General features: G+C 72.8%; 20 protein-coding genes. 7 read left to right on the forward strand and 13 right to left on the reverse strand.

Translation table 11 applies throughout. The features are described from left to right. From M1R94_RS19000 to M1R94_RS19020, 5 genes are all read right to left on the reverse strand, one after another. A partial coding sequence (locus M1R94_RS19000) for a hypothetical protein (RefSeq protein WP_249383307.1) occupies nt 1-278 on the reverse strand: 278 nt, incomplete at its 3' end. Between the two features lie 8 nt (nt 279-286). After that, nucleotides 287-895: a DUF6318 family protein gene (locus M1R94_RS19005; RefSeq protein WP_249383308.1), complete on the reverse strand. Its 609-nt coding sequence runs from the start codon at nt 893-895 to the stop codon at nt 287-289. 116 nt (nt 896-1,011) lie between these two features. Then, a complete protein-coding gene (locus M1R94_RS19010) occupies nt 1,012-2,019 on the reverse strand; it encodes a MaoC/PaaZ C-terminal domain-containing protein (protein WP_249383309.1) in 1,008 nt (335 codons plus the stop codon). Further along, complete coding sequence (locus tag M1R94_RS19015) at nt 2,016-3,365, reverse strand: 3-oxoacyl-ACP reductase (RefSeq protein ID WP_249383310.1); 1,350 nt, start codon at nt 3,363-3,365, stop codon at nt 2,016-2,018. The genes M1R94_RS19010 and M1R94_RS19015 overlap by 4 nt, the downstream gene beginning before the upstream one ends. After that, nucleotides 3,362-4,693, reverse strand: a complete 1,332-nt coding sequence (locus M1R94_RS19020) for an acetyl-CoA C-acetyltransferase (RefSeq protein WP_249383311.1) — start codon at nt 4,691-4,693, stop codon at nt 3,362-3,364. Before M1R94_RS19020 ends, M1R94_RS19015 begins: the two co-directional genes overlap by 4 nt. Before the next feature lie 261 nt (nt 4,694-4,954). Between M1R94_RS19020 and M1R94_RS19025 the strand changes: the two genes are divergently transcribed. Both M1R94_RS19025 and M1R94_RS19030 read left to right on the forward strand, forming a co-directional pair. Beyond that, entirely contained in the window at nt 4,955-5,710 is a 756-nt protein-coding gene (locus tag M1R94_RS19025; protein ID WP_249383312.1) for a TetR/AcrR family transcriptional regulator, read from the forward strand. Beyond that, nucleotides 5,707-7,839 carry an acyl-CoA dehydrogenase family protein gene (locus M1R94_RS19030; protein ID WP_249383313.1) on the forward strand — a complete coding sequence of 711 codons (2,133 nt, stop codon included), beginning with the start codon at nt 5,707-5,709 and terminating at the stop codon, nt 7,837-7,839. The genes M1R94_RS19025 and M1R94_RS19030 overlap by 4 nt, the downstream gene beginning before the upstream one ends. Nucleotides 7,840-7,953: 114 nt before the next feature. Here the strand turns inward: M1R94_RS19030 and M1R94_RS19035 are convergent, their stop codons facing one another. The 8 genes from M1R94_RS19035 to M1R94_RS19070 form a co-directional block, all read right to left on the reverse strand. Next, nucleotides 7,954-8,268 carry a winged helix-turn-helix domain-containing protein gene (locus M1R94_RS19035; protein WP_249383314.1) on the reverse strand — a complete coding sequence of 105 codons (315 nt, stop codon included), beginning with the start codon at nt 8,266-8,268 and terminating at the stop codon, nt 7,954-7,956. Further along, the gene (locus M1R94_RS19040) at nt 8,252-8,716 is read right to left on the reverse strand and encodes a hypothetical protein (protein WP_249383315.1); all 465 of its coding nucleotides are present in this window, start codon (nt 8,714-8,716) and stop codon (nt 8,252-8,254) included. The genes M1R94_RS19035 and M1R94_RS19040 overlap by 17 nt, the downstream gene beginning before the upstream one ends. A 258-nt stretch (nt 8,717-8,974) precedes the next feature. Further along, nucleotides 8,975-9,796 (reverse strand): alpha/beta fold hydrolase, encoded by an 822-nt coding sequence (locus tag M1R94_RS19045; RefSeq protein WP_249383316.1) that lies wholly within the window; start codon nt 9,794-9,796, stop codon nt 8,975-8,977. A 92-nt stretch (nt 9,797-9,888) separates the two neighbouring features. Continuing rightward, a complete protein-coding gene (ppk2, locus tag M1R94_RS19050; protein WP_249383317.1) occupies nt 9,889-10,716 on the reverse strand; it encodes a polyphosphate kinase 2 in 828 nt (275 codons plus the stop codon). A 44-nt stretch (nt 10,717-10,760) separates the two neighbouring features. Next, nucleotides 10,761-11,534, reverse strand: a complete 774-nt coding sequence (locus M1R94_RS20875) for a phosphotransferase enzyme family protein (protein WP_249383318.1) — start codon at nt 11,532-11,534, stop codon at nt 10,761-10,763. Further along, nucleotides 11,527-12,594 (reverse strand): ATP-dependent DNA ligase, encoded by a 1,068-nt coding sequence (locus M1R94_RS19060; protein ID WP_249383319.1) that lies wholly within the window; start codon nt 12,592-12,594, stop codon nt 11,527-11,529. Before M1R94_RS19060 ends, M1R94_RS20875 begins: the two co-directional genes overlap by 8 nt. 54 nt (nt 12,595-12,648) lie before the next feature. After that, on the reverse strand, nt 12,649-13,491 hold the full coding sequence (locus M1R94_RS19065) for a DUF2599 domain-containing protein (RefSeq protein ID WP_249383320.1): 843 nt from the start codon (nt 13,489-13,491) through the stop codon (nt 12,649-12,651). 65 nt (nt 13,492-13,556) lie between these two features. Continuing rightward, the gene (locus M1R94_RS19070; protein WP_249383321.1) at nt 13,557-14,102 is read right to left on the reverse strand and encodes a hypothetical protein; all 546 of its coding nucleotides are present in this window, start codon (nt 14,100-14,102) and stop codon (nt 13,557-13,559) included. 202 nt (nt 14,103-14,304) lie between these two features. Between M1R94_RS19070 and purL the strand changes: the two genes are divergently transcribed. The 5 genes from purL (at nt 14,305) to M1R94_RS19095 (ending at nt 23,130) form a co-directional block, all read left to right on the forward strand. After that, nucleotides 14,305-16,668: a phosphoribosylformylglycinamidine synthase subunit PurL gene (gene purL / locus M1R94_RS19075; protein WP_249383322.1), complete on the forward strand. Its 2,364-nt coding sequence runs from the start codon at nt 14,305-14,307 to the stop codon at nt 16,666-16,668. 99 nt (nt 16,669-16,767) lie between these two features. Then, nucleotides 16,768-18,105 carry an NADP-specific glutamate dehydrogenase gene (gene gdhA, locus M1R94_RS19080; protein ID WP_249383351.1) on the forward strand — a complete coding sequence of 446 codons (1,338 nt, stop codon included), beginning with the start codon at nt 16,768-16,770 and terminating at the stop codon, nt 18,103-18,105. 43 nt (nt 18,106-18,148) lie between these two features. Continuing rightward, a complete protein-coding gene (locus tag M1R94_RS19085) occupies nt 18,149-18,526 on the forward strand; it encodes a sterol carrier family protein (RefSeq protein WP_249383323.1) in 378 nt (125 codons plus the stop codon). A 182-nt stretch (nt 18,527-18,708) separates the two neighbouring features. Continuing rightward, complete coding sequence (locus M1R94_RS19090) at nt 18,709-22,782, forward strand: ExeM/NucH family extracellular endonuclease (protein ID WP_249383324.1); 4,074 nt, start codon at nt 18,709-18,711, stop codon at nt 22,780-22,782. 48 nt (nt 22,783-22,830) lie between these two features. Next, complete coding sequence (locus M1R94_RS19095; RefSeq protein WP_249383325.1) at nt 22,831-23,130, forward strand: histidine kinase; 300 nt, start codon at nt 22,831-22,833, stop codon at nt 23,128-23,130. The last annotated feature ends 55 nt before the right edge of the window (nt 23,131-23,185 follow it).

Consider the following 23,185-nt stretch of genomic DNA (forward strand, 5'->3'; position numbering starts at 1 on the left):
AACCGGATCACCGGCCCCGAGTCCACCCCCTCCACACACCACGTCGTGGTCGGAGCGGTGTCATTCGTCCCGCAGAACCGATCGGGCTGCCGGTCGTACTGGACGACCGCGGAACTGGGATGGCGCGCGACGCTTTGACTGTCCGCGGCAGCGCCAGTCACGTTGATCCCGTCACCTTGCGCGTCGGCTCCGATTCGCCGATCGGGAGTGCCCGCGGCGTGCGAGACGACAGGTGCCAGCAGCGACGAGACGACAGCGGCAGCGATCGCAATCCGCACTCGCGCGCTCAAGAGACCAGCTCTTCGTCAACCCAGACCTCGACCAGTACCCAGCCGATCTCGGCGATGAAGACCTCGACCCGAATCATGCCCGAACTCGCACTGCCGGTCCCGATCTCGGTGCCGGTCTGGTCGAGTTCTCGCCCGCTCGCCTGCTCGAACAGGAGGGCGACCGTGTGTGTCCCCGTCGCGGGATCGGCCGAAGTCGCCTTAGGCGACGAGAGGGACATCCGTCCTCCCTCATATCGGCCGCCCGAGGAGTAGAGCGGCTCGACCCAGCCCTGGACGCTGCTGCAGAAGTCGCACCCGGGATTGGCGACCAGACCCCACTCGGAGAAGTCACCCGTCGCGAGGACGTACTGATAGAGCTCGAGGAAGTACTCGGCTGCCGCGGCCGCACCGACCTCGTCGGTGCGGTCCATCTCGGCGGGTCGCTCGGGCTTGGTCACCGGTTCGACGGTGGGTGTCGGCGAGGGGGTGGGGAGGGGGTCGAGGGTGGCGAAGGTCGGTTGTGGTCGCGGCTCCTGGGCGCATCCGGCCAGCAGCAGCGCCACCGCCACCGCGGCACCCGTCGCCCGGCAAGCACCACGAATCACCACAAAGCCCCCCGCTCGCATGCGGGGACCCTAGCAACGCGCCCCTGTCGCGCGCAGCCAGTCCGAGCGCCCTGTGGACAGGTCGTCGAGGTTGCTCCGTGGGACACCGCCAGGACGTCTGCTCCGTGCGCTTGCCGTCAGGGCGTCAGAGGTCGGACGGTCCCGGTGAGGTGGAGGCGGCCGCGCCGCGCATCCCACCCGACGAAGGTGAGACCACCCGAGCGACCGCCACCCGCAGTCCCGCCACCCGCAGTCCCGCCACCCCCAGACCCGCCACCGTCCCCCGGACCGCCGTCGGCCGGTGCGATCCGCACCGTGACCGTCGAGGGCAGCAGCACAGGCTTCGCGAACTCGGCCTCCCAGAGGTAGGCGTCGCCGCGTGCCCCCGGTCCGACCTCGGCGAGCGCCCGAGCCGCGGTGTACATGCCGTGGGCGATGGTCCGCGGGAAACCGAGGGCCTTGGCGGCCAGGGATGAGAGGTGGATCGGGTTGCGGTCCCCGGACACCGCGGCGTACCGGCGACCGACGTCGGCGTCCAGGCGCCACTGACCGGTGGGGATGGGTGGCTCGAAGGCGGGTCGAGCCGGCCGGGCCGGGCCGCCGTCGGCGTCCGAGACGTCGAAGGGCGTCTCGGGCCCGTCCAGCCTCAGTCCCTTGGCCAGGTACGTCGAGACACCGCGCCACACCACGACGCCGTCCACGGTGAGGTCGGCGACCAGGTCGACGGCCACCCCCGAACGGTGGGCCCGCAGGTCACGGGCGCGCACCCGGACGTCGAGCACCTCCTCGACGTGGACCGCCCGGCGCTGCTCGACCCGGTTGGACAGGTGCACCATGCCCAGCAGCGGGAGGGGGAAGTCGCCCCGGACCATCAGGGCGGTCGCCACCGGGAAGGCGAGCACGTGCAGGAACCCGGCGGGCACCACGTCGGAGGCCGGTTCACCCACGAGGTGCTGGTAGTCGGTGAGCCGGGTCGGGTCGGCGCGCACGCCACGCACGACGACCTCGTGGGTGGGCAGCGAGCCGGTGCTCACCGCGCTGCGCCGCGAGGCCGCCGCACGGATCGAGCCGGCGACCCCCCGGGCGTACAGGCCCGGCAGTGCCGGGACGGCGTCGAGCTCGAGCGTCGAGCGCGCGCCCGTCACCTGCCGACCATGTTCTGCCCGCACACCCGGACCGTCTCGCCGTTGATGCCCCCGGCCTGCGGCGAGGCGAGGAAGGCGATCGTCTCGGCGACGTCGATCGGACGCCCGCCCTGCTGCAGGGAGTTCAGGCGCCGCGCGACCTCCCGGGTGGCGAACGGGATCTTGGCGGTCATGTCCGTCTCGATGAAGCCCGGCGCGACCGCGTTGATCGTGCCGCCCCGCTCGGTCAGCGCCGGTGCCCAGGCCTGGACCATGCCAATGACCCCGGCCTTGGAGGCTGCGTAGTTGGTCTGGCCGCGGTTGCCCGCGATGCCGCTGGTCGAGGCGAGGCAGATGATGCGGGGGGCCTGGCCCAGCGCGTCCGAGTCGAGCAGCGCCTCGGTGATCTGCAGCGGTGCGGTGACGTTGACGGCCAGCACCGAGTCCCAGCGTTCGGGCTTCATGTTGACCAGCAGCTTGTCCCGCAGGATGCCCGCGTTGTGGATGACGACGTCGAGCCGTCCGTGGCGGGCCCTGACGTGCTCGAGGATCCGGGCGGCGGCGTCGTCGGCGGTCACGTCGAGCTGCAGCGCGCTGCCGTGCACCTCGTTGGCGACGCCTGCGAGGGCGTCCCCGGCGGCGGGCACGTCCACGACCACCAGGGTCGCGCCGTCCCGGGCCAGGGTGCGGGCGATGGCCGCGCCGATCCCGCGGGCCGCGCCGGTCACCACGGCGACCGTGCCGTCCAGGGGGCGCTCCCAGTCCTGCGGGACCGACCCCGCCTCGGAGGTGACCTGCACGAGCTGGCCGTCGACGAAGGCCGACCGGGTCGAGAGCAGGAACCGCAGCGCACCCAGCACGGACGGTGCGGTGGGCCCGACGCCGTCGGCGAGCACGATGCCGTTGCCGGTGGACCCGGCGCGCAGCTCCTTGGCGAGCGAGCGCAGGATCCCGTCGACCCCCTGGCGCGCCGCGGCGAGCGTGGCGGTGCTCGCGCCGGAGGCCGGTCGGGACAGGGTGACCACCCGTCCGTGCGGGGCCAGGCCCCGCAGCATCGCCCCGACCTCGAGCAGGGGCGCGCCGAGCGCCGCGGGGGACGTCACCTCGGTGAGCACCACCACGACCGCACTGAACTGCTCGGAGGTGTCGGCGTGGCGGTGCACGTCGACGTCCCACTCGAGGAGCTGCCCGGCGACGGCGTCCGCGGCCTCGTCCGAGGCGGCGTCGTGCACGACCAGCACGGGTCCGCGCAGCAGCGGTTCACCCGGGCGGTGCCGGCGAAGGACCGCGGGTCGGGGCAGGCCGAGCCGCTTGGCGAGGGTCTTGGTGAACCCGTTGTTGACCAGGTTCAGGTACGTGTCGCTCACGCTGCCTCCAGGATCATGACGACGCCCTGCCCACCGGCAGCGCAGACGGAGATGAGGCCACGTCCTGAGCCCTTGCGGGCGAGCAGGGTGGCGAGGGTCGCGACGATGCGTCCGCCCGTCGCGGCGAAGGGGTGCCCTGCGGCCAGGGACGAGCCGTTCACGTTGAGCTTGCTGCGGTCGATCGACCCCAGTGCGTCGTCGAGCCCGAGCCGCTCGCGGCAGTACTCCTGCGACTCCCACGCAGCCAGGTTGGCCAGCACGGTGCCGGCGAAGGCCTCGTGGATCTCGTAGAAGTCGAAGTCCTGCAGGGTCAGGCCGTTGCGCGCCAGCAGGCGTGGGACGGCGTGCGCCCCGGCCATCAGCAGGCCGTCGCGGCCGTGCACGAAGTCCACCGCACCGGGCTCGGCGTCCACGATGGTCGCGAGCACCGGGAGGCCACGCTCGGCGGCCCAGGCCTCGGAGGCGAGCAGCACCGTGGAGGCGCCGTCGGACAGCGGGGTCGAGTTGCCCGCGGTCATCGTGGCGGGGGTGTCGAGGTGCTTGCCGAAGACCGGCTTGAGCTTCGCGAGCTTCTCGAGCGTGGTGTCGGCGCGCAGGTTCGCGTCGCGCGTCAGGCCCCGGTAGGGGGTGATGAGGTCGTCGAAGAAGCCCGAGTCGTAGGCCGCGGCGAGGTTGTGGTGGCTGGCCAGTGCGATCTCGTCCTGCGCCTCGCGGGTCAGCGAGAACGCCGCGGTGGTCAGGGCCTGGTGCTCACCCATCGACAGGCCCGTGCGGGGCTCGCCCGTGGTCGGGGCGGACGGCGTGAGGTGGCCGGGGCGCAGCCGGGCGACCGCGGCCAGCTTCTGCTGGGTCGATCGCGCGCGGGACAGGTCGAGCAGGATGCGTCGCAGCGGTTCGCTGACCGCGATGGGTGCGTCGGAGGTCGAGTCGACCCCGCCGGCGATCCCTGACTCGATCTGGCCGAGGCGGATCTTGTTGGACAGGCCCAGCACGGCTTCCATGCCGGTCGCGCAGGCCTGCTGGACGTCGTAGGCGGGGGTCTCGGGGGACAGCGCCGAGCCCAAGACGGCCTCGCGGGTCAGGTTGAAGTCCCGGGAGTGCTTGAGCACGGCGCCGGCGGCCACCTCACCCACGCGCTCACCGGCGAGCCCGAAGCGGGCGACCAGCCCGTCCAGGGCTGCGGTGAGCATGTCCTGGTTGCTGGACCGGGTGTAGGGGCCGCCCGCACGGGCGAACGGGATCCGGTTCCCGCCGACGACGACGGCGCGGCGTGGCGCTCCCTCGGTGGGTGCTGGCTGGGTGCCGTTCGTGCTGCGGGGTGCCGCCATGGCATGTCCTCTCGCGTCGTCGTTGAGCGGGCGTGGTGCTGTCGAGCGGGCGTGGTGCTGAGGTCGTGCGGCACCGGTGCCCCGTCGTGGGCGGGACCTCGGTCCCGGCCGTGCGGGTTCGGGACCTGATAGTGCCTAGCACTCACAGTACCTGATACTGTCGGTTTCGTGAGCCAGATCACGTCGACGGGGTCGTCGGGCGTCCGGGGCCAACCCTCGGTGCCGTCCGCTGGTCGCTCCGCGCCCGGACAGGCTCCCCCGGTGACCACGCCGGGCGGTGTCCCCCTCGACGACGCCCACCCGGACCGGACCGGGGCGGCGACCGACGGGCGCTCGACCCGGTGGGCCGACCACCGTGCCGCCCGGCGCTCCGAGCTCGTCCACGCCGCGCGCAAGGCCGTGCACCGCCACGGCCCCGACGTGTCCATGGAGGAGATCGCCACCACCGCCGGCACCTCCAAGTCGATCGTCTACCGCTACTTCGTCGACAAGTCGGGGCTGCAGGCCGCCGTCGGGCAGATGGTCGTCGAGCAGATCCACGACGCGCTCGACGAGGCGGCCCGGTCGGCGGTCACGCCGCGCGAAGGGCTGCGGGCGATGGTCGACGTCTACCTCGAGATGATCGAGGGCTCGCCCAACGTGTACTACTTCGTGACCCGCCCCGTCACCGAGGACGCCTCGGCCCCCATCGGGCACTTCCTGGAAGAGGTCAGCCGACTCGTCGCCGCGCCGTTCGCGCGCGTCGTCACCGGCACCGGCCCGCCCCCGCTGATCGCCGACGTCTGGGGCGCCGGGGCCGTGGGCTTCGTGCGGGGTGCCGGGGAGTGGTGGCTCACGCACGGCCACGAACCCGGTGCACCCACCCGGGCCGAGCTCGCGAGCCAGGTCACCGCCTGGTTGTGGACCGGCCCCGTCGGCGCGCTCGCCCGCACCCGGACCGACAGCCCCGACCCCACCGACCAGCCCGACGCCACCGACCACCTGACCGCCGACCTCAACGACGAGGAGTCACCATGACCGCCACCACCGAGGCACGGACCGCCACCCGGGAGACCGCGCCGCGGGTCGACGTCCCCGCCCTCGAGGAGACCCTGCTCGGGCGCTGGTCCGAGATCCGTCGCAACGCGCGTGCCCTGCTCGCCGACCCTCGCTACCACCGTGTCGAGGGCCAGACCATGGACGAGCACCGGGCGCACGTGCTCGACCAGATCAGGCTCCTGGCGGCCGAGGGCGACGTGCTGCGCGCCTTCCCCGGGCGGCTCGGCGGCGCCGACGACCACGGCGGGAGCGTCGCACGCTTCGAGGAGACGGTCGTCGCCGACCCTTCCCTGCAGATCAAGGCCGGTGTGCAGTGGGGGCTGTTCGCCTCGGCGATCCTCCACCTCGGCACGCAGGACCACCACGACAGGCTGCTCAAGGACGCGATGACCGTCGACGTGCCCGGTGCCTTCGCGATGACCGAGACCGGCCACGGCTCGGACGTCGCGAGCATCGGCACCACCGCGACGTACGACCCGGCGACCGAGGAGTTCATCCTCCACACGCCTTTCCGGGCGGCGTGGAAGGACTACCTCGGCAACGCCGCGCTGCACGGCACCGCCGCGGTGGTCTTCGCCCAGCTCATCACCCAGGGCGTCAACCACGGGGTGCACGCCTTCTACGTCCCCCTGCGCGACCCCGACACCCACGAGCTGCTCCCAGGCATCGGCGGTGAGGACGACGGCCTCAAGGGTGGGCTCAACGGCATCGACAACGGGCGTCTGCACTTCGACCACGTGCGCGTGCCGCGGCGCGAGCTGCTCAACCGGTACGCCGACGTCGCGGCGGACGGCACCTACTCCTCGCCGATCGCCAGCCCGGGCCGCCGCTTCTTCACGATGCTCGGCACCCTGGTCCAGGGCCGGGTCTCGCTCGACGGCGCGGCGGTCAACGCCTCCAAGCTCGCCCTGATCATCGCGATCACCTACGGCAACCAGCGCCGGCAGTTCTCGGGGGCCTCGGACTCCGAGGAGGTCGTGCTCCTGGACTACGCCGAGCACCAGCGTCGCCTGCTGCCCCTGCTCGCGCAGACCTATGCGGGGGCCTTCGCCCACGAGCGCATGCTGCGGACCTTCGACGACGTGTTCTCGGGGGCCAAGGACACCGACGAGGACCGTCAGGACCTCGAGACGATCGCCGCAGCCCTCAAGCCCTCCTCGACCTGGCACGCGCTGGACACCCTCCAGGCGGCCCGCGAGGCCTGCGGCGGCGCCGGCTTCCTCACCGAGAACCGGCTGGTCTCGCTGCGCGCCGACCTCGACGTCTACGTGACCTTCGAGGGCGACAACACCGTGCTGCTGCAGCTCGTGGCCAAGCGGCTGCTCGGCGACTACGCCAAGGAGTTCAAGGACATCGACGCGACCGGTGTCGCCCGTCTGGTCGCCAACCGGGCGGCCGACGCGGCCCTGCACCGCACCCCGCTGCTGCGGGTGGTGCAGACCCTGGCCGACGGCGGCAACGTGCGCCGCTCGGCCGGCCAGCTGCGCGAGACCGAGACCCAGCGCGAGCTGCTGACCGACCGCGTCGAGACGATGGTGGCCGAGGTCGCCGGGGCGCTGCGTCCGGCGACCAAGGCCTCGCGCGAGGAGGCCGCCCGGCTGTTCAACACCCACCAGCACGCCCTGATCGAGTGCGCCCGCGCGCACGCCGACCTGCTCCAGTGGGAGGCGTTCACCGCGGGTCTGGACAAGGTCCAGGACCCGGGCACCCGTCAGGTGCTGACCTGGCTGCGTGACCTCTACGGCCTGACGATCATCGAGCGGAACCTCGCCTGGTACCTGATCAACGGCCGGCTCTCGGCGGGCCGTGCGCGCACCGTCACCTCCTACATCGACCGCCTCCTTGCTCGGTTGCGCCCGCACGCGCAGGACCTGGTGGACGCCTTCGGGTACGGCCCCGAGCACGTCCGGGCGTCGATCGCCTCGGGAGACGAGCACGAGCGTCAGGAGGAGGCGCGCGAGTACTACCGCCGGCTCCGGGCGAGCGGCGACGAGCCGCGTGCCGAGAAGTCCGCCCCGCGCACCGCAGGAGCAGCCCGCGGCAAGGCCCGCACCAAGGGATCGACCTCAGCCAACCCCGGCGTGCGTTCCTCCGCAGCCCCGGTCTGACCTGCTGGCCTGACCCACCCCGCCCCACCGCCTGCCCCGAAGTCGCACATCGGCACCGAGTTCGCACCGGCTGGCGTGCGTCCTCGGTGCGGATGTGCGACCTGAGCGGCCGGCTCAGTGCTCGGTGCCGACGATCTCCCGCAGGGCGGCCAGGTGGGCGTCGAGGGCGGCGGTGCCGCAGGGGGTCAGGTGGATCCAGGTCAGCAGGCGGGCGTCGGCGCGTGTCGCGTCGGGGGACTTCGTCAGCCGGACGTAGCCGGCCTCGGTCAGCGTCCTCAGGTGCTTCGACAGGGTCGGTGCGGAGACGTCGAGGGTCTGCCGCACCAGGCCGAACTCGAGCTGGTCCACGCGGCGGAGCAGACCGCAGATGCGCAGCCGGACCGGGGCGTGGATGATCTCGTCGAACCGGGGCTCAGGCGCGCGCGACATGGTCCGCCGCAGCGCGGTACGCCACCGTGGACAGCCACGTCACTGCGGCGAAGGCGGCCAGGCTGGTCAGGGCCACCGCCCACGTCGCCCCGGCGGACACCAGTGCGAGCGAGACGCTGTAGAGGACCAGGCACACCGCGACGAGGGCTGCGGCGGTGATCGTCGCCCGGGCGCCGGCCCGCCGGAACCGGACCCCGGTCCTCGTGCGCACGGCGTACGCGACGCCGACGGCGGCGGCGACGGCCAGCCAGGAGCTCGTCGGAGGGGTGTACCCCGCGCCCGGGCTGGTGCCGGCGGCTGCGCCCACCCACCAGGCCGCGAGCGCGCCGAGGGCCACCATGAGGGCGGCCGGGGGTCGGGCGGCGACGGCCAGCCGCGTCCGGTCGCCGTCGAGCGTGCGCAGCGCCTGAGCGGCGTGAGAGGGATCGACCGAGTGATGAGTTGCCATGACGGCAACTCTATGGGGTGTGCGCCCGCCGACCAAGCCCCCCCGCCGACCTGACCCGCCCCGACCTGACCCGCCCTGACCTGACCCGCCCTGACCCGCCCCCGCCGGACGCGCCCCGCCCGCGAGGTCGTACATCGGCACCGAGGTCGCACCGGCTGGCGTGCGACATCGGTGCGGATGTGCGACCTGAGCGTTCGCGCGATGTGGGCGGAGGGGAAGGGGAAGGGGAAGGGAGGGTGAGGGGGCGGGTGAGGGGGGTCAGGTGAGGTGGGAGAGGAGGGCGTCGGCGACCTGCTGGGGCTCGGTCTCGGGGAGCCAGTGCCCGGCGTCGAGGCCGACCGACCGGAACGGTCCGCGGACGTACTCGTGGGTGGCCGTCGCGCAGTGCAGGGAGAAGAACGGGTCGCGGCGCCCATACAGGTGCACGGTCGGCACGTCGATCCGACCGGCGCGGGTGCCCGCGCTCCAGGGCAGCCCGCGGTACCAGCTCAGGGCCGCGCGCAGGGCGCCCGGCTCGAGCATCCGGGCGGTGTAGTGCTCGACGACGGGGGCCGGCAGCCCGGACCGTCGCAGCGACGCGCGCAGCCGTGCGCCGTCGTCGGCGGTCAGCGCAGCCTCGGGCAGCCACGGCAGCTGGAAGAGGACCATGTACGACGAGCGCCTGGCCTGGTCGCTGCGGCGCATCGCGTCGCGCATGGCCGCGGGGTGCGGGGTCGACAGGGCGGTGAGGGACAGCACGCGGTCGGGGTGCCGCCCCGCGAGGGCCCACGCGACACCACCACCCCAGTCGTGACCGACGACGTGAGCACGCCTGACCCCCGCGGCGTCGAGCAGGGCCAGCACGTCGCCGACCAGCTCTCCCAGGGCGTAGGCGGAACGGTGCACCGGCCGGGCCTGCGGCGAGTAGCCGCGCTGGTCGGGGACCAGCACGCGCAGGCCCGCATCGGCCAGGAGGGGCACGACGCGGTCATAGGCGGTGCCGTCCTGCGGGAAGCCGTGAAGCAGGACGACCGCCTCGCCGTCGACCGGACCCGCGTCGAGCACGTCGAAGGTCATCCGGTCACGCGTGAAGGTCTCCATGGCGCACATCATCCGTCGGTGCGGCACGCGCGACCACCGGATCGGGGCGGACGCGACCAAACCCCGCGTCGCACGGCCCGCCCGGGCAGTCGTCAGTCGGCCTCGAGGGCCGCGGCGTGGTCCGGGACGTAACGCTGGGTGTCCCGGGGCGGGCGCAGGTAGCCGGTCGAGCCCGGACGCTCGGGCAGCTCGATGGGCTCGGGCTCGACGTGGGGGTGCTCGATGCCCGAGACCAGGTGGTGGATCATGTTGAGCCTCGCCCGCCGCTTGTCGTCGCTGTCCACCACCCACCAGGGGGACTCGGGGATGTCGGTGTGGACCATCATCTGGTCCTTGGCGCGCGAGTAGTCCTCCCACCGGGTGATGGACTCGAGGTCCATGGGTGAGAGCTTCCACCGGCGCATCGGGTCGTGCAGACGCGAGCGGAACCGCGCCTCCTGCTCGTCGTCGCTGACCGAGAACCAGTACTTGCGCAGGATGATCCCGTCGTCGACGAGCATCCGCTCGAAGATCGGGCACTGGTGCAGGAAGCGGTGGTACTCGTCCTGCGTGCAGAAGCCCATGACCAGCTCGACGCCGGCCCGGTTGTACCAGGAGCGGTCGAACAGGACGATCTCGCCCGCTGCCGGCAGCTCGGCGATGTACCGCTGGAAGTACCACTGCGAGCGCTCGCGGTCGTTCGGGGCCGGCAGCGCGGTGATGCGCGCGATGCGCGGGTTGAGGTACTCGGTGACGCGCTTGATCGCGCTGCCCTTGCCTGCGGCGTCACGGCCCTCGAAGATCACCACGACCCGTTCGCCCTCGGTCCGCACCCACTCCTGCAGCTCCACGAGCTCCTTCTGGAGCCGCTTGAGCTCGGCCTCGTAGACCTTCTTGGGCACGCGGGCGGGCTTGCCGGTGTGCTTCTTCGCGCTGGCCATGACTCAGCGTAGGGCCGGCCGGCGCGCAGGGCACGGGGTTGCGCTCATCCGAGCAGTGCGGTGCGCAGTGTCAGGGCCTGGGACTCGATCCAGCGGGCGTCACCGGACCAGATCTCTCCGTGGCCCTCGTCCCACAGCCGTGCCCAGGGCTGCTCGCCGCTGCGGTGACCCCGCTCGAGCAGGGTGTGCATGGACCAGGCGCGCGGTGCGAGCAGGGCCGCGAGCTGGTACCTCCCGGCCTCGTCCAGGCGGTACCCGTCGGCCAGTGCCCGCAGCCGCCCGGCGGCGTCCGGCGCGCCGGGCGTGAGGGGAGCCACGCCGTGCGCGGTGTACGCCAGGTCCCAGCCGCGGGTGCCCGGAGAGCAGGCGTCCCAGTCGATGACCACCAGACGGTCGGGGGCGACCACGATGTTCCACGGGGCGAGGTCGTTGTGGACGACGAGGTCGTCACCGTCGGTCGGGATGGGGCACGTCCACACCGCGTCCGACGGCGGTCGCCACCCGTCCAGGGCGTCGTGCAGCTCGCGCACGACCCGGCCGACCTCGTGCGCGTCGAGCGGGGCGCTGCCGGGCGGCGCGGGGTGGGCCGGCACCCCGGGCACGAAGTCCAGGACGTGGCGGCCCTTGTCGTCGAGCCCGTGGCTGCGTGGGGCGTGAGGGAAGCCGACGTCGGCCAGGTGGGCGAGCAGTGCGTGCACGGCGGGGGTCTGCGGGCCGGCCGGGCGCCGCACGGTGCGGCCGACGCGGACGACCCCGGCGGTCACGTTGCCTCCGGGCAGCGTGTGCTCGGTGTGGTCGAGGTTCCGGGTGTCAGCCACCGGCGAGGATCTCGCCGAGGTCGAACCGGACGGGCCGCTCGAGCTGGTCGTAGGTGCAGCTCGCGGGGTCCCGGTCGGGTCGCCACCGGGAGAACTGCGTGGTGTGGCGGAAGCGCGGACCCTCCATGTGGTCGTACCGCACCTCCACGACACGCTCGGGGCGCAACGGCACGAAGGACAGGTCCTTGCCCGAGTTCCACCGGCTGCTCTCGGCCTCACGCGGGGTCCGGGTGCCCTGCTCCTGGGCCTGCGCGGTCCAGGGGTGGTCCGCGGTGTCGGTGACCAGGGGCTGGAGCTCGGTGAAGAGCTCCTTGCGGCGCGCCATCGGGAACGACGCGGTCACGCCGACCGACGCGAGGGTCCCGGCGCCGTCGTACAGCCCGAGCAGCAGCGAGCCGACCGCGTCGTCGGCCTGCTTGTGCACGCGGTAGCCCGCGACCACGCAGTCCGCGGTGCGCTCGTGCTTGATCTTCGTCATCACGCGCTTGTCGGGCTGGTAGGTCAGGTCACCGCGCTTGGCGACGATGCCGTCCAGGCCGGCGCCCTCGAACGCGTCGAACCACTCCCGGGCCAGGGTCAGGTCGGTCGTGGCCGGGGTGCGGTAGACCCCCGGGCCCCCTCCCGCGACGGCCTGCTCGAGCAGGGCCCGGCGCTCGGTGAAGGTCCGCCCGGTGAGGTCCTCGTCGCCCAGGGCGAGCAGGTCGAAGACGACCAGCACGGCGGGGGTCTGGCGGGCCAGCAGCTGGACCCGGGAGTCGGCGGGGTGGATGCGCTGCAGCAGCGCCTCGAAGTCCAGCCCGGTGGCGTCGGTGCTGGCCACGACCACCTCGCCGTCGACCACGCAGCGCTCGGGGAGCTCGGCCAGGACGGCCGCGACGACCTCGGGGAAGTAGCGGGTGATCGGCTTGGTGGTGCGGCTGAGGATCTCGACCTCGTCGCCGTCCCGGAAGACGATCGCCCGGAAGCCGTCCCACTTGGGCTCGTAGAGCTGGTCGGGCGGGATCTCGCCGACGGACTTGGCGAGCATCGGCTTCACAGGCGGCATCACCGGCAGGTCCATCGCCCCATCCTGCCCGTCGGCCGACCCATGGTCGACAGATTCGTCAGGTGGGTGTCAGGACGGGTTGCAGCGCGAGGCAAGGGTGTCCAGGATCCCGACGTCGGGTCGCCACGGCTCGAGGTTCCAGCTCGCCTTGTCCGGGGCCCCGATCGCGTGGCACAGCAGCTGGTCGTACATCGCGGCGCCCCTCGTCTCCTCGTCCAGGGCGGCGACCTCTGCCCAGACCGCCTCGACCCCCGCCGACCCGGCGCGCCGCGCCCAGGGGGTCGGCACGACGGCGAGGCTGCGGCCGCCCTCGTCGGCGCGGTCGACCCAGTCGAGGGACTCGACGGCGCGTCCACCGAGCCAGAGCGTCGCGGTCGCGGCGGTGGTGCCGGTGTCGAGGCTCGCGGGGGAGGGCGCGAGCGTGAGCACGCCGGTCCGGCCGACCTGGAGGGCGCTCGCGGGCTGACCGTCCTGCCTCGTCACCGCGGGGGAGGCCACGCCGCCGACCACGCCGGTGGTGTCACGGAGCACCGCGGACCCGTCACCGAGGAGCTCGACCTCGACCCCTTCCTCGGTCGCGAGGACGGGGGTCGGCCCGGAACCGGGGGCGACCTCGAGAACGACGTCGATCTGGGCGTCGTCCTCCCCGCGGTCTCTCAGCGCGGCGCTCCCGGAGAGCCACACCGTGACCTGTCCGACGGTGAGGGGCTCACCCTCGCGTGCGTCACCGAGCGCGCTCGCCGACGCCGTGGGGCTCGGACCTGCCGTAGGGCTCGTGCTCGGGGCCGGGCTCGCGCTCGCGGCGGGGCTGGGGGTGGCTGTCCCCTGGTCCGCGCCCGGCGCGCACGCGGTCACGGCGAGCAGCGCGGCGCCCAGGAGGAGCGCCGCTGCGCGACGGTCGAGTGCTGGCAACGGGCCCTCCCTGTGACGGGACAACGCTAGGCGAGCCCCGGTCCGAGGTGGTGTTTCGCCCGCCCTCAGGCCTCGGTGATCGTCGGGACCGCCGCATCGGGGGTCACGAAGGGGGTCACGTGTGCTCGGACCAGGCCGCGCAGGTAGGAGTGGAAGATGATGCCGAGCCAGCGTCTGCGCGGTTCGAGCACCTGACCGTCTGCGAGGTCGACCACGACCGGGTGGACGACCACCGCGTACCCCCCGAGACGCGGGTGGGCGGCCCACTGGCGCACCTCGGGGTCCAGGTCCCGGCCGACGAGGGTGAGGATCACGGCGATGCCGGCCTGGAAGCCCAGCGGCACGCCGTCGAGCGACCGTTTGACCTCTGTGACCGCTGAGCCCAGGAGGGCGTCGAGACCCGCGCGGGTCTCCCCGGCGTGCAGCGGCAGGACGACGGCGATCGTGTGCAGCCGACTCGCTACCCACCGCCACCGGAACTCCGAGGTCCGCATGGCCACCATCGGGCCCTCGGTCGCGGGCAGCTGGGCCTCGGTCCAGCCGGCTTGTGCCAGGGAGGCCTCGATGGCCCCGAACACGTGGTCGGTGCGCGCAGCGTCGTCGTCGTTCACAGCTCTCCCCCTGGGTGGTCCGGCTCGATGCACTGAAAGGTAGTGGGCCGCACCCCGCCTGCGCAGGGGAACGTGCGCCCTCTTGGTGTGCTGCGCCGGTGGCCCGGACCGGTGTCACCTCCGGCTCACGAGACCGCCGACCTGGTGCCGCCCCGACCCGGGTAGCCTGAGGCCTTCACCTGGGCCTTGAGGTAGGGAACCGATGAGCACCGCTCCTGACCTGGCACACCTCGACACCGTCGAGCACGCCATCTCCACCCCGCAGACCGAGCTCCCCTTCGCCGAGCTGGGTCTCAAGCCGGACGAGTACCAGCGGATCCTCGACATCCTGGGCCGTCGTCCCACCGCGGCCGAGCTCGCGATGTACTCGGTCATGTGGTCCGAGCACTGCTCGTACAAGTCGTCCAAGGTGCACCTGCGCCAGTTCGGCGAGAAGACCACCCCCGAGATGACCGAGCACCTGCTGGTCGGCATCGGCGAGAACGCCGGGGTGGTCGACATCGGTGACGGCTGGGCGGTGACCTTCAAGGTCGAGAGCCACAACCACCCCAGCTTCGTCGAGCCGTACCAGGGCGCGGCCACGGGCGTGGGCGGCATCGTGCGGGACATCATCTCGATGGGCGCGCGGCCGGTGGCCGTGATGGACCAGCTGCGTTTCGGCGCGGTCGACCACCCGGACACCGGACGTGTGGTGCACGGGGTCGTCGCAGGGGTCGGCGGGTACGGCAACAGCCTGGGCCTGCCGAACATCGGCGGCGAGACGGTGTTCGACGCCTCCTACCAGGGCAACCCGCTGGTCAACGCCCTGGCCCTGGGGGTGCTGCGGCACGAGGACATCCACCTGGCCAACGCCTCGGGGGTCGGCAACAAGGTCGTGCTCTTCGGCGCGCGCACCGGTGGTGACGGCATCGGCGGGGCGTCCATCCTGGCGAGCGAGACCTTCGACGACACCAAGCCCTCCAAGCGGCCCAGCGTCCAGGTGGGCGACCCGTTCATGGAGAAGGTGCTCATCGAGTGCTGCCTCGAGCTGTACGCGGCGCGCGTGGTCGAGGGCATCCAGGACCTGGGCGCGGCGGGCATCTCGTGCGCGACCTCGGAGCTCGCGAGCAACGGCGAGGGCGGCATGCACGTGGACCTCGAGAAGGTCCTGCTGCGCGACCCGAGCCTGACACCGGGCGAGATCCTCATGTCCGAGTCCCAGGAACGCATGATGGCGGTCGTCGCGCCCGAGAGGCTCGAGGAGTTCCTGGCGATCACCGACCGCTGGAACGTCGAGACCGCGGTGATCGGCGAGGTCACCGGCACCGGCCGCCTGGTGATCGACCACCACGGGCACACCATCGTGGACGTCGACCCCAAGACGGTCGCCCACGAGGGCCCGGTCTACCACCGTCCCTACGCCCGGCCGGCCTGGATGGACGCGCTGCAGGCCGACACGGTCAGCGGCGAGCAGGGTGCGGCCCGCTACCCCCGCGCCGCGACCCCCGCCGAGCTCCGCGAGACCCTGCTGCGACTGGTCGCCTGCCCCAACCTCGCGAGCAAGTCCTGGGTCACCGACCAGTACGACCGCTTCGTGCAGGGCAACACGGCCCTGGCCCAGCCCGACGACGGCGGCGTGGTCCGGGTCGACGAGACCACCGGCCTGGGCGTGGCGCTCGCGACCGACGCCAACGGCCGGTACGCCAAGCTCGACCCGTACACCGGCGCGCAGCTGGCCCTGGCCGAGGCGTACCGCAACGTGGCCGTGACCGGCGCACGCCCGCTGGCCGTGACCGACTGCCTCAACTTCGGCTCGCCCGAGGACCCGGATGCCATGTGGCAGCTGGTCCAGGCGATCACCGGGCTGGCCGACGCGTGCGCGGTGCTGGGTGTCCCGGTCACCGGCGGCAACGTCTCGCTCTACAACGGCACGGGTGAGCCGGGTCAGATCGACTCCTCGATCCACCCGACCCCGGTGGTCGGCGTGCTGGGTGTCCTGGACGACGTCGCCCGGGCGACCCCCTCGGGCTGGCGTGCCCCCGGGCAGGCGATCTTCCTGCTCGGCACCACGCGGGGCGAGCTCGACGGCTCCACCTGGGCCGACGTGGTCCACGGTCACCTCGGCGGTCTGCCGCCCGCGGTCGACCTGGAGGCCGAGCGGGCGCTCGCGACGGTGCTGGTCAACGCCTCCCGCGACGGGCTCGTCGACGCTGCGCACGACCTGTCCGAGGGCGGGCTCGCGCAGGCCCTGGTCGAGGCCTGCCTGCGGTTCGGCATGGGGGCCCGGGTGCGTCTGGCCGAGCTGTGCGAGCGGGACGGCGTGACCCCGTTCGAGGCGCTGTTCTCCGAGTCGACCGCCCGCGCGGTCGTGGCCGTCCCCCGCAGCGAGGAGGTCAGCTTCGTCGACCTCGCCACGGCTCGCGGGGTGCCGGTGCTGCGCATCGGTGTGACCGATGACGCTGCGGCCCCGGACAGCGACGCGGACCGTGCCGAGGAGCCCGTCCTGGAGGTCAAGGACCTGTTCACCGTTCCGCTGTCCGAGCTCGACCGCGCGCACCGGGACACCCTGCCGGGGTACTTCGCCTGAGCCGCCGATCCTGATCCGCCGGCGCTGGCCGCCGGAGCTCCGGTGGGGACCAGCACGACGGTGCCGTCCCCACCGAGGAGAACCCGCATGACCAACGCCCTGGACAGCCAGCTCGAGCCCGTCTTCGCGCAGGTGCTCCACCGCAACCCGGGCGAGGGGGAGTTCCACCAGGCCGTCCGCGAGGTCTTCGAGTCGCTGGGGCCGGTGGTGCGGGCCCACCCGCACTACATGGATGCCGCGGTGCTCCAGCGGATCTGCGAACCCGAGCGCCAGATCATCTTCCGGGTGCCGTGGGTCGACGACTCGGGCGCCGTCCAGATCAACCGCGGCTTCCGCGTCGAGTACAACTCGGCCCTGGGACCGTTCAAGGGCGGGCTGCGGTTCCACCCCTCGGTGTACCTGGGCATCGTGAAGTTCCTGGGCTTCGAGCAGGTGTTCAAGAACGCCCTGACGGGCATGCCCCTCGGCGGCGGCAAGGGCGGGTCGGACTTCGACCCGCGGGGCCGCTCCGAGGGCGAGGTGATGCGCTTCTGCCAGTCGTTCATGACCGAGCTGTACCGGCACATCGGGGAGTACACCGACGTGCCCGCGGGCGACATCGGTGTGGGCGGTCGGGAGATCGGCTTCCTCTTCGGTCAGTACAAGCGGATCACCAACCGCTACGAGTCGGGGGTGCTCACCGGCAAGGGGGTCGGCTGGGGCGGTTCGCTCGCGCGGACGGAGGCGACCGGGTTCGGCACGGTGCTGTTCGCCGAGCGCATGCTCGCGACCCGCGGGGAGTCTCTCGACGGTCGACGGGTCGCGGTCTCGGGTGCCGGAAACGTCGCGATCTACGCGATCGCGAAGGCGCAGGCGCTGGGTGCGCGGGTGGTGACCTTCTCGGACTCCTCGGGCTACGTGGTCGACGAGTCGGGTGTCGACCTGGCGCTGCTCCAGGAGATCAAGGAGGTCCGGCGAGGTCGCGCGGTGGACTACGTCGCCGAGCGGCCGTCGTCGACCTTCGTGCCCGGCGGCTGCATCTGGGACGTCCCGGTGGACGTCGCCCTGCCGTGCGCGACGCAGAACGAGCTGACGGTCGACGGCGCGCGTCGCCTCCTCGACCACGGCGTCGTGGCCGTCGCCGAGGGCGCGAACATGCCGACCACCCCGGGGGCGGCCTCGCTGCTGGTCGACGGCGGCGTGCTGTTCGCCCCGGGCAAGGCCGCCAACGCCGGGGGTGTGGCGACCTCGGCCCTGGAGATGCAGCAGAACGCCTCACGGGACTCGTGGAGCTTCGAGCACACCGAGCAACGGCTGGCCGCGATCATGACGGGCATCCACGACCGCTGCGCCGAGACCGCTGAGGAGTTCGGGGCGCCCGGGAACTACGTCGTGGGCGCGAACATCGCCGGGTTCCGCCGCGTCGCCGACGCGATGCTCGCCCTCGGCGTGGTCTGAGGGGCGTCGAGCACCGTCCGGTCCTGCGTGGTTGGCTGGTCGTATGCCCCCGCGTCGCCGCACCGATCCTGCGCAGGGCCGCGCCGCGGTCGCGACCTGGCGGGCCGACCCGTCCGTGGCGCCGCGGTCGGTGGTGCGGACCGCCGTGCGGTTCACCCTCGAGGAGCTCGCCGACGTCGCTCCGGGGAATGCCGTGGAGGTCCGCGTCCCGCCCGACGGCGCGGTGCAGGCGGTCGCCGGGCCGCGTCACACCCGGGGCACCCCGCCCAACGTCGTGGAGACCGACCCGGTGACGTGGCTCGAGCTGGCGACCGGTGCGTCGTCGTGGGCTGAGGCGGTCGACGCCGGTCGGGTGATCGCCTCGGGGGAGCGGGCCGACCTCGCCGGGCTGCTGCCGCTCCAGGCGGCTCGCCCGCGGTAGCCGGTGTGCCCCGGGTGACCGGTGGGTGGGACGCCGATGACCGCAGCATGAACACTGTCACGCGGCACGTGACAGCCGTCACAGGAGGTCTGGATCTTTCACCCGCAGCGGGTCTAGCGTGCACGGAGTCCGGGCGCGCCAGCGCCGACCCCGCATGCCACGGCCCCTGGAGGTCTGCAGCGATGCCCATCACCCGACGTCGTACCCGGCGTCTTCTGCCCGTCGCGGCGGTCAGCGCCCTGAGCCTGACCGCCGTCGTCATGACTCCCGCGGCAGCGGTCGAGGTCATCCCCACGGCGTCCGTCGAGGTCACCCACACCATCGCGCAGGTCCAGGGCACCGGGGACGCGACCCCCCTCGCCGGGCAGACCGTGACTGTCCAGGGTGTGGTCACGGCCGACCACACCACGGGTGGCTACCGGGGCCTCTACGTGCAGACCGAGGGATCGGGCGGTCCGTACGGCGGCACACCGGGGGCATCGGACGGCATCTTCGTCTTCCTCGGCAACGTGACCACCACGGCCGCCATCGGCGACCTGGTGCGGGTGACCGGAGTGGCGGGCGAGTACTTCGGGCTGACGCAGATCAACGCGAGCGGGCAGGCCGCCGTGGTGGAGGTGCTCGGCGAGCCGGACGCGCTGCCGACCCCGGTGAGCCTGCCACCCACCGTGCTGGGCGACGAGCGTGAGCAGTACGAGAGCATGCTGGTCCAGCCCGAGGGCGACTACCTGGTGGCCTCGACCCACGAGGTCGACCGCTTCGGTGCCCTCTGGTTGAGTGCCGGTGACACCCTTCCGGTCAAGAGCACCGAGCAGGTGGTGGCCGGGCCCGAGGCCGACGCGATCGCCGCGCAGAACGCCGCGAGGCGGCTGCTGCTCGACGACGGCCGCAGCAGCCAGGTCACCACCGCCACGCAGCCGTACCTCAGCGCCGACCGGGTCGTGCGCAACGGCGACGCCGTGGACTTCGGCGACCTGACCTACGTGCTGCACTACGGCTTCGACCGGTGGCGGTTGCAGCCGCTCACCCCGATCGACGCGAGCACCCCCGAGGACCAGAAGGCCGGGTTCGAGCAGCGCAACCCGCGCCCGGCGGCCCCCGACGAGGTCGGCGGTGACCTGGTCGTCGCGGCCTTCAACGTCCTGAACTACTTCACGACCTTCACCGAGGCGGACCCGGACGCGCGCGGTGCACGCAACCAGGCGCAGTTCGACCTGCAGAAGGCCAAGATCGTCGCCGCGATCACCGGTCTGGGGGCCGACGTCGTCGCCCTCCAGGAGATCGAGAACTCGATCCACTTCGGCGACGGCACCCCCGACGTCGCCCTGGCCGACCTGGTCGAGGGCCTCAACGCCGCGGCCGGAGGACCCGAGTGGGCCTACGTCCCGACGCCAGAGGTGCTCGTCGGGCAGGACGCCCCGGACACCGACGTCATCATGAACGCGATCATCTACCGGCCCGAGGCGCTCTCCCCGGTCGGGCAGAGCGAGGCCCCCGTCGACGAGGAGGTCTGGGACATCGCCCGCGAGCCGATCGGTCAGGTCTTCACCCCGGCCGACGGCGCCGGCGCTCCCTTCGCGGTCGTGGCCAACCACTTCAAGTCCAAGGGCGGCGACGGCCCCGAGCCGCCGGACGGCCAGGGTCGGTTCAACACCGAGCGGGTCGGGCAGGCCACCGCCGTCGTCGAGTTCGTCGCCGAGCTCCAGCAGGCCGCCGGCACGCAGGACGTCGTCGTGCTCGGCGACCTGAACTCCTACAGCCAGGAGGACCCGATCCGCACGTTCGCGGCCGCGGGCTTCGTCGACCTGGTCACGACCCATGCGCCGGGCCAGTACACGTACACCTTCGACGGCGAGCTCGGCTCGCTCGACCACGCCCTGGCCACGCCGTCCTTCGCCGCGCGGGTGACCGGGGCAGACGTGTGGGAGATCAACTCCCCGGAGTGGTTCGCCTTCCAGTACTACGGCGGGCTGCCGCAGGTCGAGGCCGGCACGGTGTACCGGTCCTCGGACCACGACCCGGTGCTGCTCGGCCTGACCGCTGCCGGTTCCGGTGACGGGGGTGACGGCACGGTCGAGATCGACCTGCTGGGCATCAACGACTTCCACGGGCGCCTCGAGGCGTCCGGCACGACGGCCGGGGCCGCGGTGCTGGCCGGCGCGGTGAACGCCTTCCGCTCGGCCAACCCCCACACCCTGTTCGTCTCCGCGGGGGACAACATCGGTGCGTCGACCTTCACGTCCTTCGTGCAGGACGACACCCCCACGATCGACGCGCTCAACGCGATGGGCCTGGACGTCTCGGCCCTGGGCAACCACGAGTTCGACCGCGGACGGGTCGACCTCGACGACCGGGTGATCCCGGCGGCCGACTTCCCGCACCTGGCGGCGAACGTCTACGACCGGGCGACCGGTGAGGCGGCCTTCGACGAGTACTGGCTCACCGAGGTCGACGGTGTCACGGTGGGCTTCATCGGGGCCGTCACCGAGGACCTGCCGACGCTGGTCACCCCCGCGGGCATCGAGTCGCTCGAGATCCGGTCGGTGGTCGAGGAGGTGAACCGGGTCGCCGACCAGCTCAGCGACGGGGACCAGGCCAACGGCGAGGCGGACGTGCTGGTGCTGCTGGTCCACGAGGGGCCCGTGACCGGCGAGGTCCAGGACGCCACGGACGACTCGGCCTTCGGTCGGATCGCCACCGAGGTGAGCGCCGACGTCGACGCGATCTTCGCCGGTCACACCCACCAGACGCACGCCCACCAGCTGCCCGTCGAGGGCTGGACCGAGGGGCTGACCCGTCCGGTGGTGCAGGGTGCCCAGTACGGCGAGGCGCTCGCACGGGTCACCCTGACGGTGGACACCGCGGAGGGCGAGGTGGTCGCGAGCTCCTCGGAGATCGTGCCGCTGGCCCCCGGAGGGGTCGCTGCCTTCCCGGCCGACCCCGAGGTCGCGCAGATCGTCGCCGACGCCGTGGCGGTGGCCGACGAGCTGGGCCGGGTGTCGTTGGGCGAGATCACCGAGGACCTCACCCGGGCGCGGCAGACGAACGGCTCGGAGAACCGGGGTGGGGAGTCGACCCTGGGCAACCTGGTCGCCGACGTCCAGCTGTGGGCCACGCAGGACGCGGGCACGCAGATCGCCTTCATGAACCCTGGTGGGCTGCGGGCCGACCTCACCTACGCCTCGACCGGTCCGGACGACCCTGACGGCAACGTGACGTTCCGTGAGGCGGCGAACGTCCAGCCGTTCGCCAACACCCTGGTCACCACGACCCTCACGGGTCAGCAGGTGGTCGACGTGCTCGAGGAGCAGTGGCAGCCCGACGGGTCGAGCCGGCCGTTCCTCAAGCTCGGGGTCTCGCAGTCGCTGACCTACACCTACGACCCGACCGCCCCCCGTGGTGAACGGGTCACCCAGGTGCTGCTCGAGGACGAGCCGATCGATCCCACAGCCGGCTACGTCGTGGTCGTCAACTCCTTCCTCGCCTCGGGCGGCGACAACTTCGCGACGCTCGCCCAGGGGGCCGACGCGCGGGACTCGGGCCGGGTGGACCTGCAGGCGTTCGTCGACTACTTCGCCGAGCTCTCGCCGATCGCGCCCGACCCCGCGCAGCGGGCCGTGGGTGTGCAGGTCGTGGACCCGCCCACCGGCGGGTACGCCCCCGGTCAGGAGGCCACGGTCCTGCTCTCGTCCCTGCTCTTCAGCGGCGGGCCGGACGACGCGACCGAGGTCGCCGTGACCGTCGGCGGGGAGCCGGCCGGGACCTTCCCGATCGATCCCGCGATCGTGGACTCGACCGACGAGGTGGGTCGGGCGACCGTCGTGGTGACCGTCCCGCAGGGGGCCACGGGCACCGCGCTCGAGGTGGTCGCCACGGTCCCGGCGACCGGGACGACGGTCACCGTGCCGCTGCCGCTCGCCGAGCAGCAGGTCGGGCCCGCGTGCACGGTCGAGTACCGGGCCCTCGGGCTGCGCCGGGGACCGTTCCTCGGCCTGGTGCGGGTCACCAACGAGACCGACGCCCCGCTCACCGGCTGGGAGCTGCAGTGGGATTTCACCCGTGGTGAGCAGGTGCGTCGGGGCCTGGTGGCCGACGTGACCCAGGTGGGCACCACGGTCACCGCGAAGGCCTCGCCGCTCAACCGCACGATCCGTCCCGGTCGCTCGGTGGTCTTCGGCTTCCAGGGCACGGCGGTGAGCTGGCCGGGACAGCCGGTCGGCTTCACCCTCGACGGCGCGGCCTGCGAGGTCTCCTGAGGATCGCGCAGGCGTGAGGCGCGCAGGGGGCGCGGGTAGGGTCCGGGTGTGAGCGCACCCGACCCGGACCCTCGTCCCCTGCCGCCCGACGTGCCCTCCGAGAGCGAGCTCGAGCGCGACGCGACACCCGCCACCGTGCGCCGTGCCCCCCGTTTCCGCGCCTTCGTGAGCACGGGGGTGATCCTCGGTGCGGTCGCGGCGACCCTGCTGGTGATCCTGCACCCCTCGGACGGCCCGCTGGGCCGGGGCACGACCCTGACCTTCCTGGCGCTGGCGTTCTGCCTGGCAGGTGCGCTGCTCGGCGGACTGGTCGCCGTGCTGGTCGACCAGCGCTCCCGGCGACGCTGACCGCACGCTTGGCGCGACGCTGACGGCGCCCGACGCCGTGACTGCCCGGCCAGTG

The sequence above is a fragment of the Actinotalea alkalitolerans genome, from assembly GCF_023369855.1.
Classification (GTDB): domain Bacteria; phylum Actinomycetota; class Actinomycetes; order Actinomycetales; family Cellulomonadaceae; genus Actinotalea.

Bases quoted from the DNA above. Each gene is read 5' to 3' on its own strand.
- M1R94_RS19005 (WP_249383308.1), bottom strand. From the start codon at position 895: ATGCGAGCGGGGGGCTTTGTGGTGATTCGTGGTGCTTGCCGGGCGACG.
- M1R94_RS19020 (WP_249383311.1), bottom strand. From the start codon at position 4,693: ATGGCGGCACCCCGCAGCACGAACGGCACCCAGCCAGCACCCACCGAG.
- M1R94_RS19030 (WP_249383313.1), top strand. From the start codon at position 5,707: ATGACCGCCACCACCGAGGCACGGACCGCCACCCGGGAGACCGCGCCG.
- M1R94_RS19035 (WP_249383314.1), bottom strand. From the start codon at position 8,268: ATGTCGCGCGCGCCTGAGCCCCGGTTCGACGAGATCATCCACGCCCCG.
- M1R94_RS19040 (WP_249383315.1), bottom strand. From the start codon at position 8,716: ATGGCAACTCATCACTCGGTCGATCCCTCTCACGCCGCTCAGGCGCTG.
- M1R94_RS19045 (WP_249383316.1), bottom strand. From the start codon at position 9,796: ATGGAGACCTTCACGCGTGACCGGATGACCTTCGACGTGCTCGACGCG.
- ppk2 (WP_249383317.1), bottom strand. From the start codon at position 10,716: ATGGCCAGCGCGAAGAAGCACACCGGCAAGCCCGCCCGCGTGCCCAAG.
- M1R94_RS19060 (WP_249383319.1), bottom strand. From the start codon at position 12,594: ATGGACCTGCCGGTGATGCCGCCTGTGAAGCCGATGCTCGCCAAGTCC.
- purL (WP_249383322.1), top strand. From the start codon at position 14,305: ATGAGCACCGCTCCTGACCTGGCACACCTCGACACCGTCGAGCACGCC.
- M1R94_RS19085 (WP_249383323.1), top strand. From the start codon at position 18,149: ATGCCCCCGCGTCGCCGCACCGATCCTGCGCAGGGCCGCGCCGCGGTC.
- M1R94_RS19090 (WP_249383324.1), top strand. From the start codon at position 18,709: ATGCCCATCACCCGACGTCGTACCCGGCGTCTTCTGCCCGTCGCGGCG.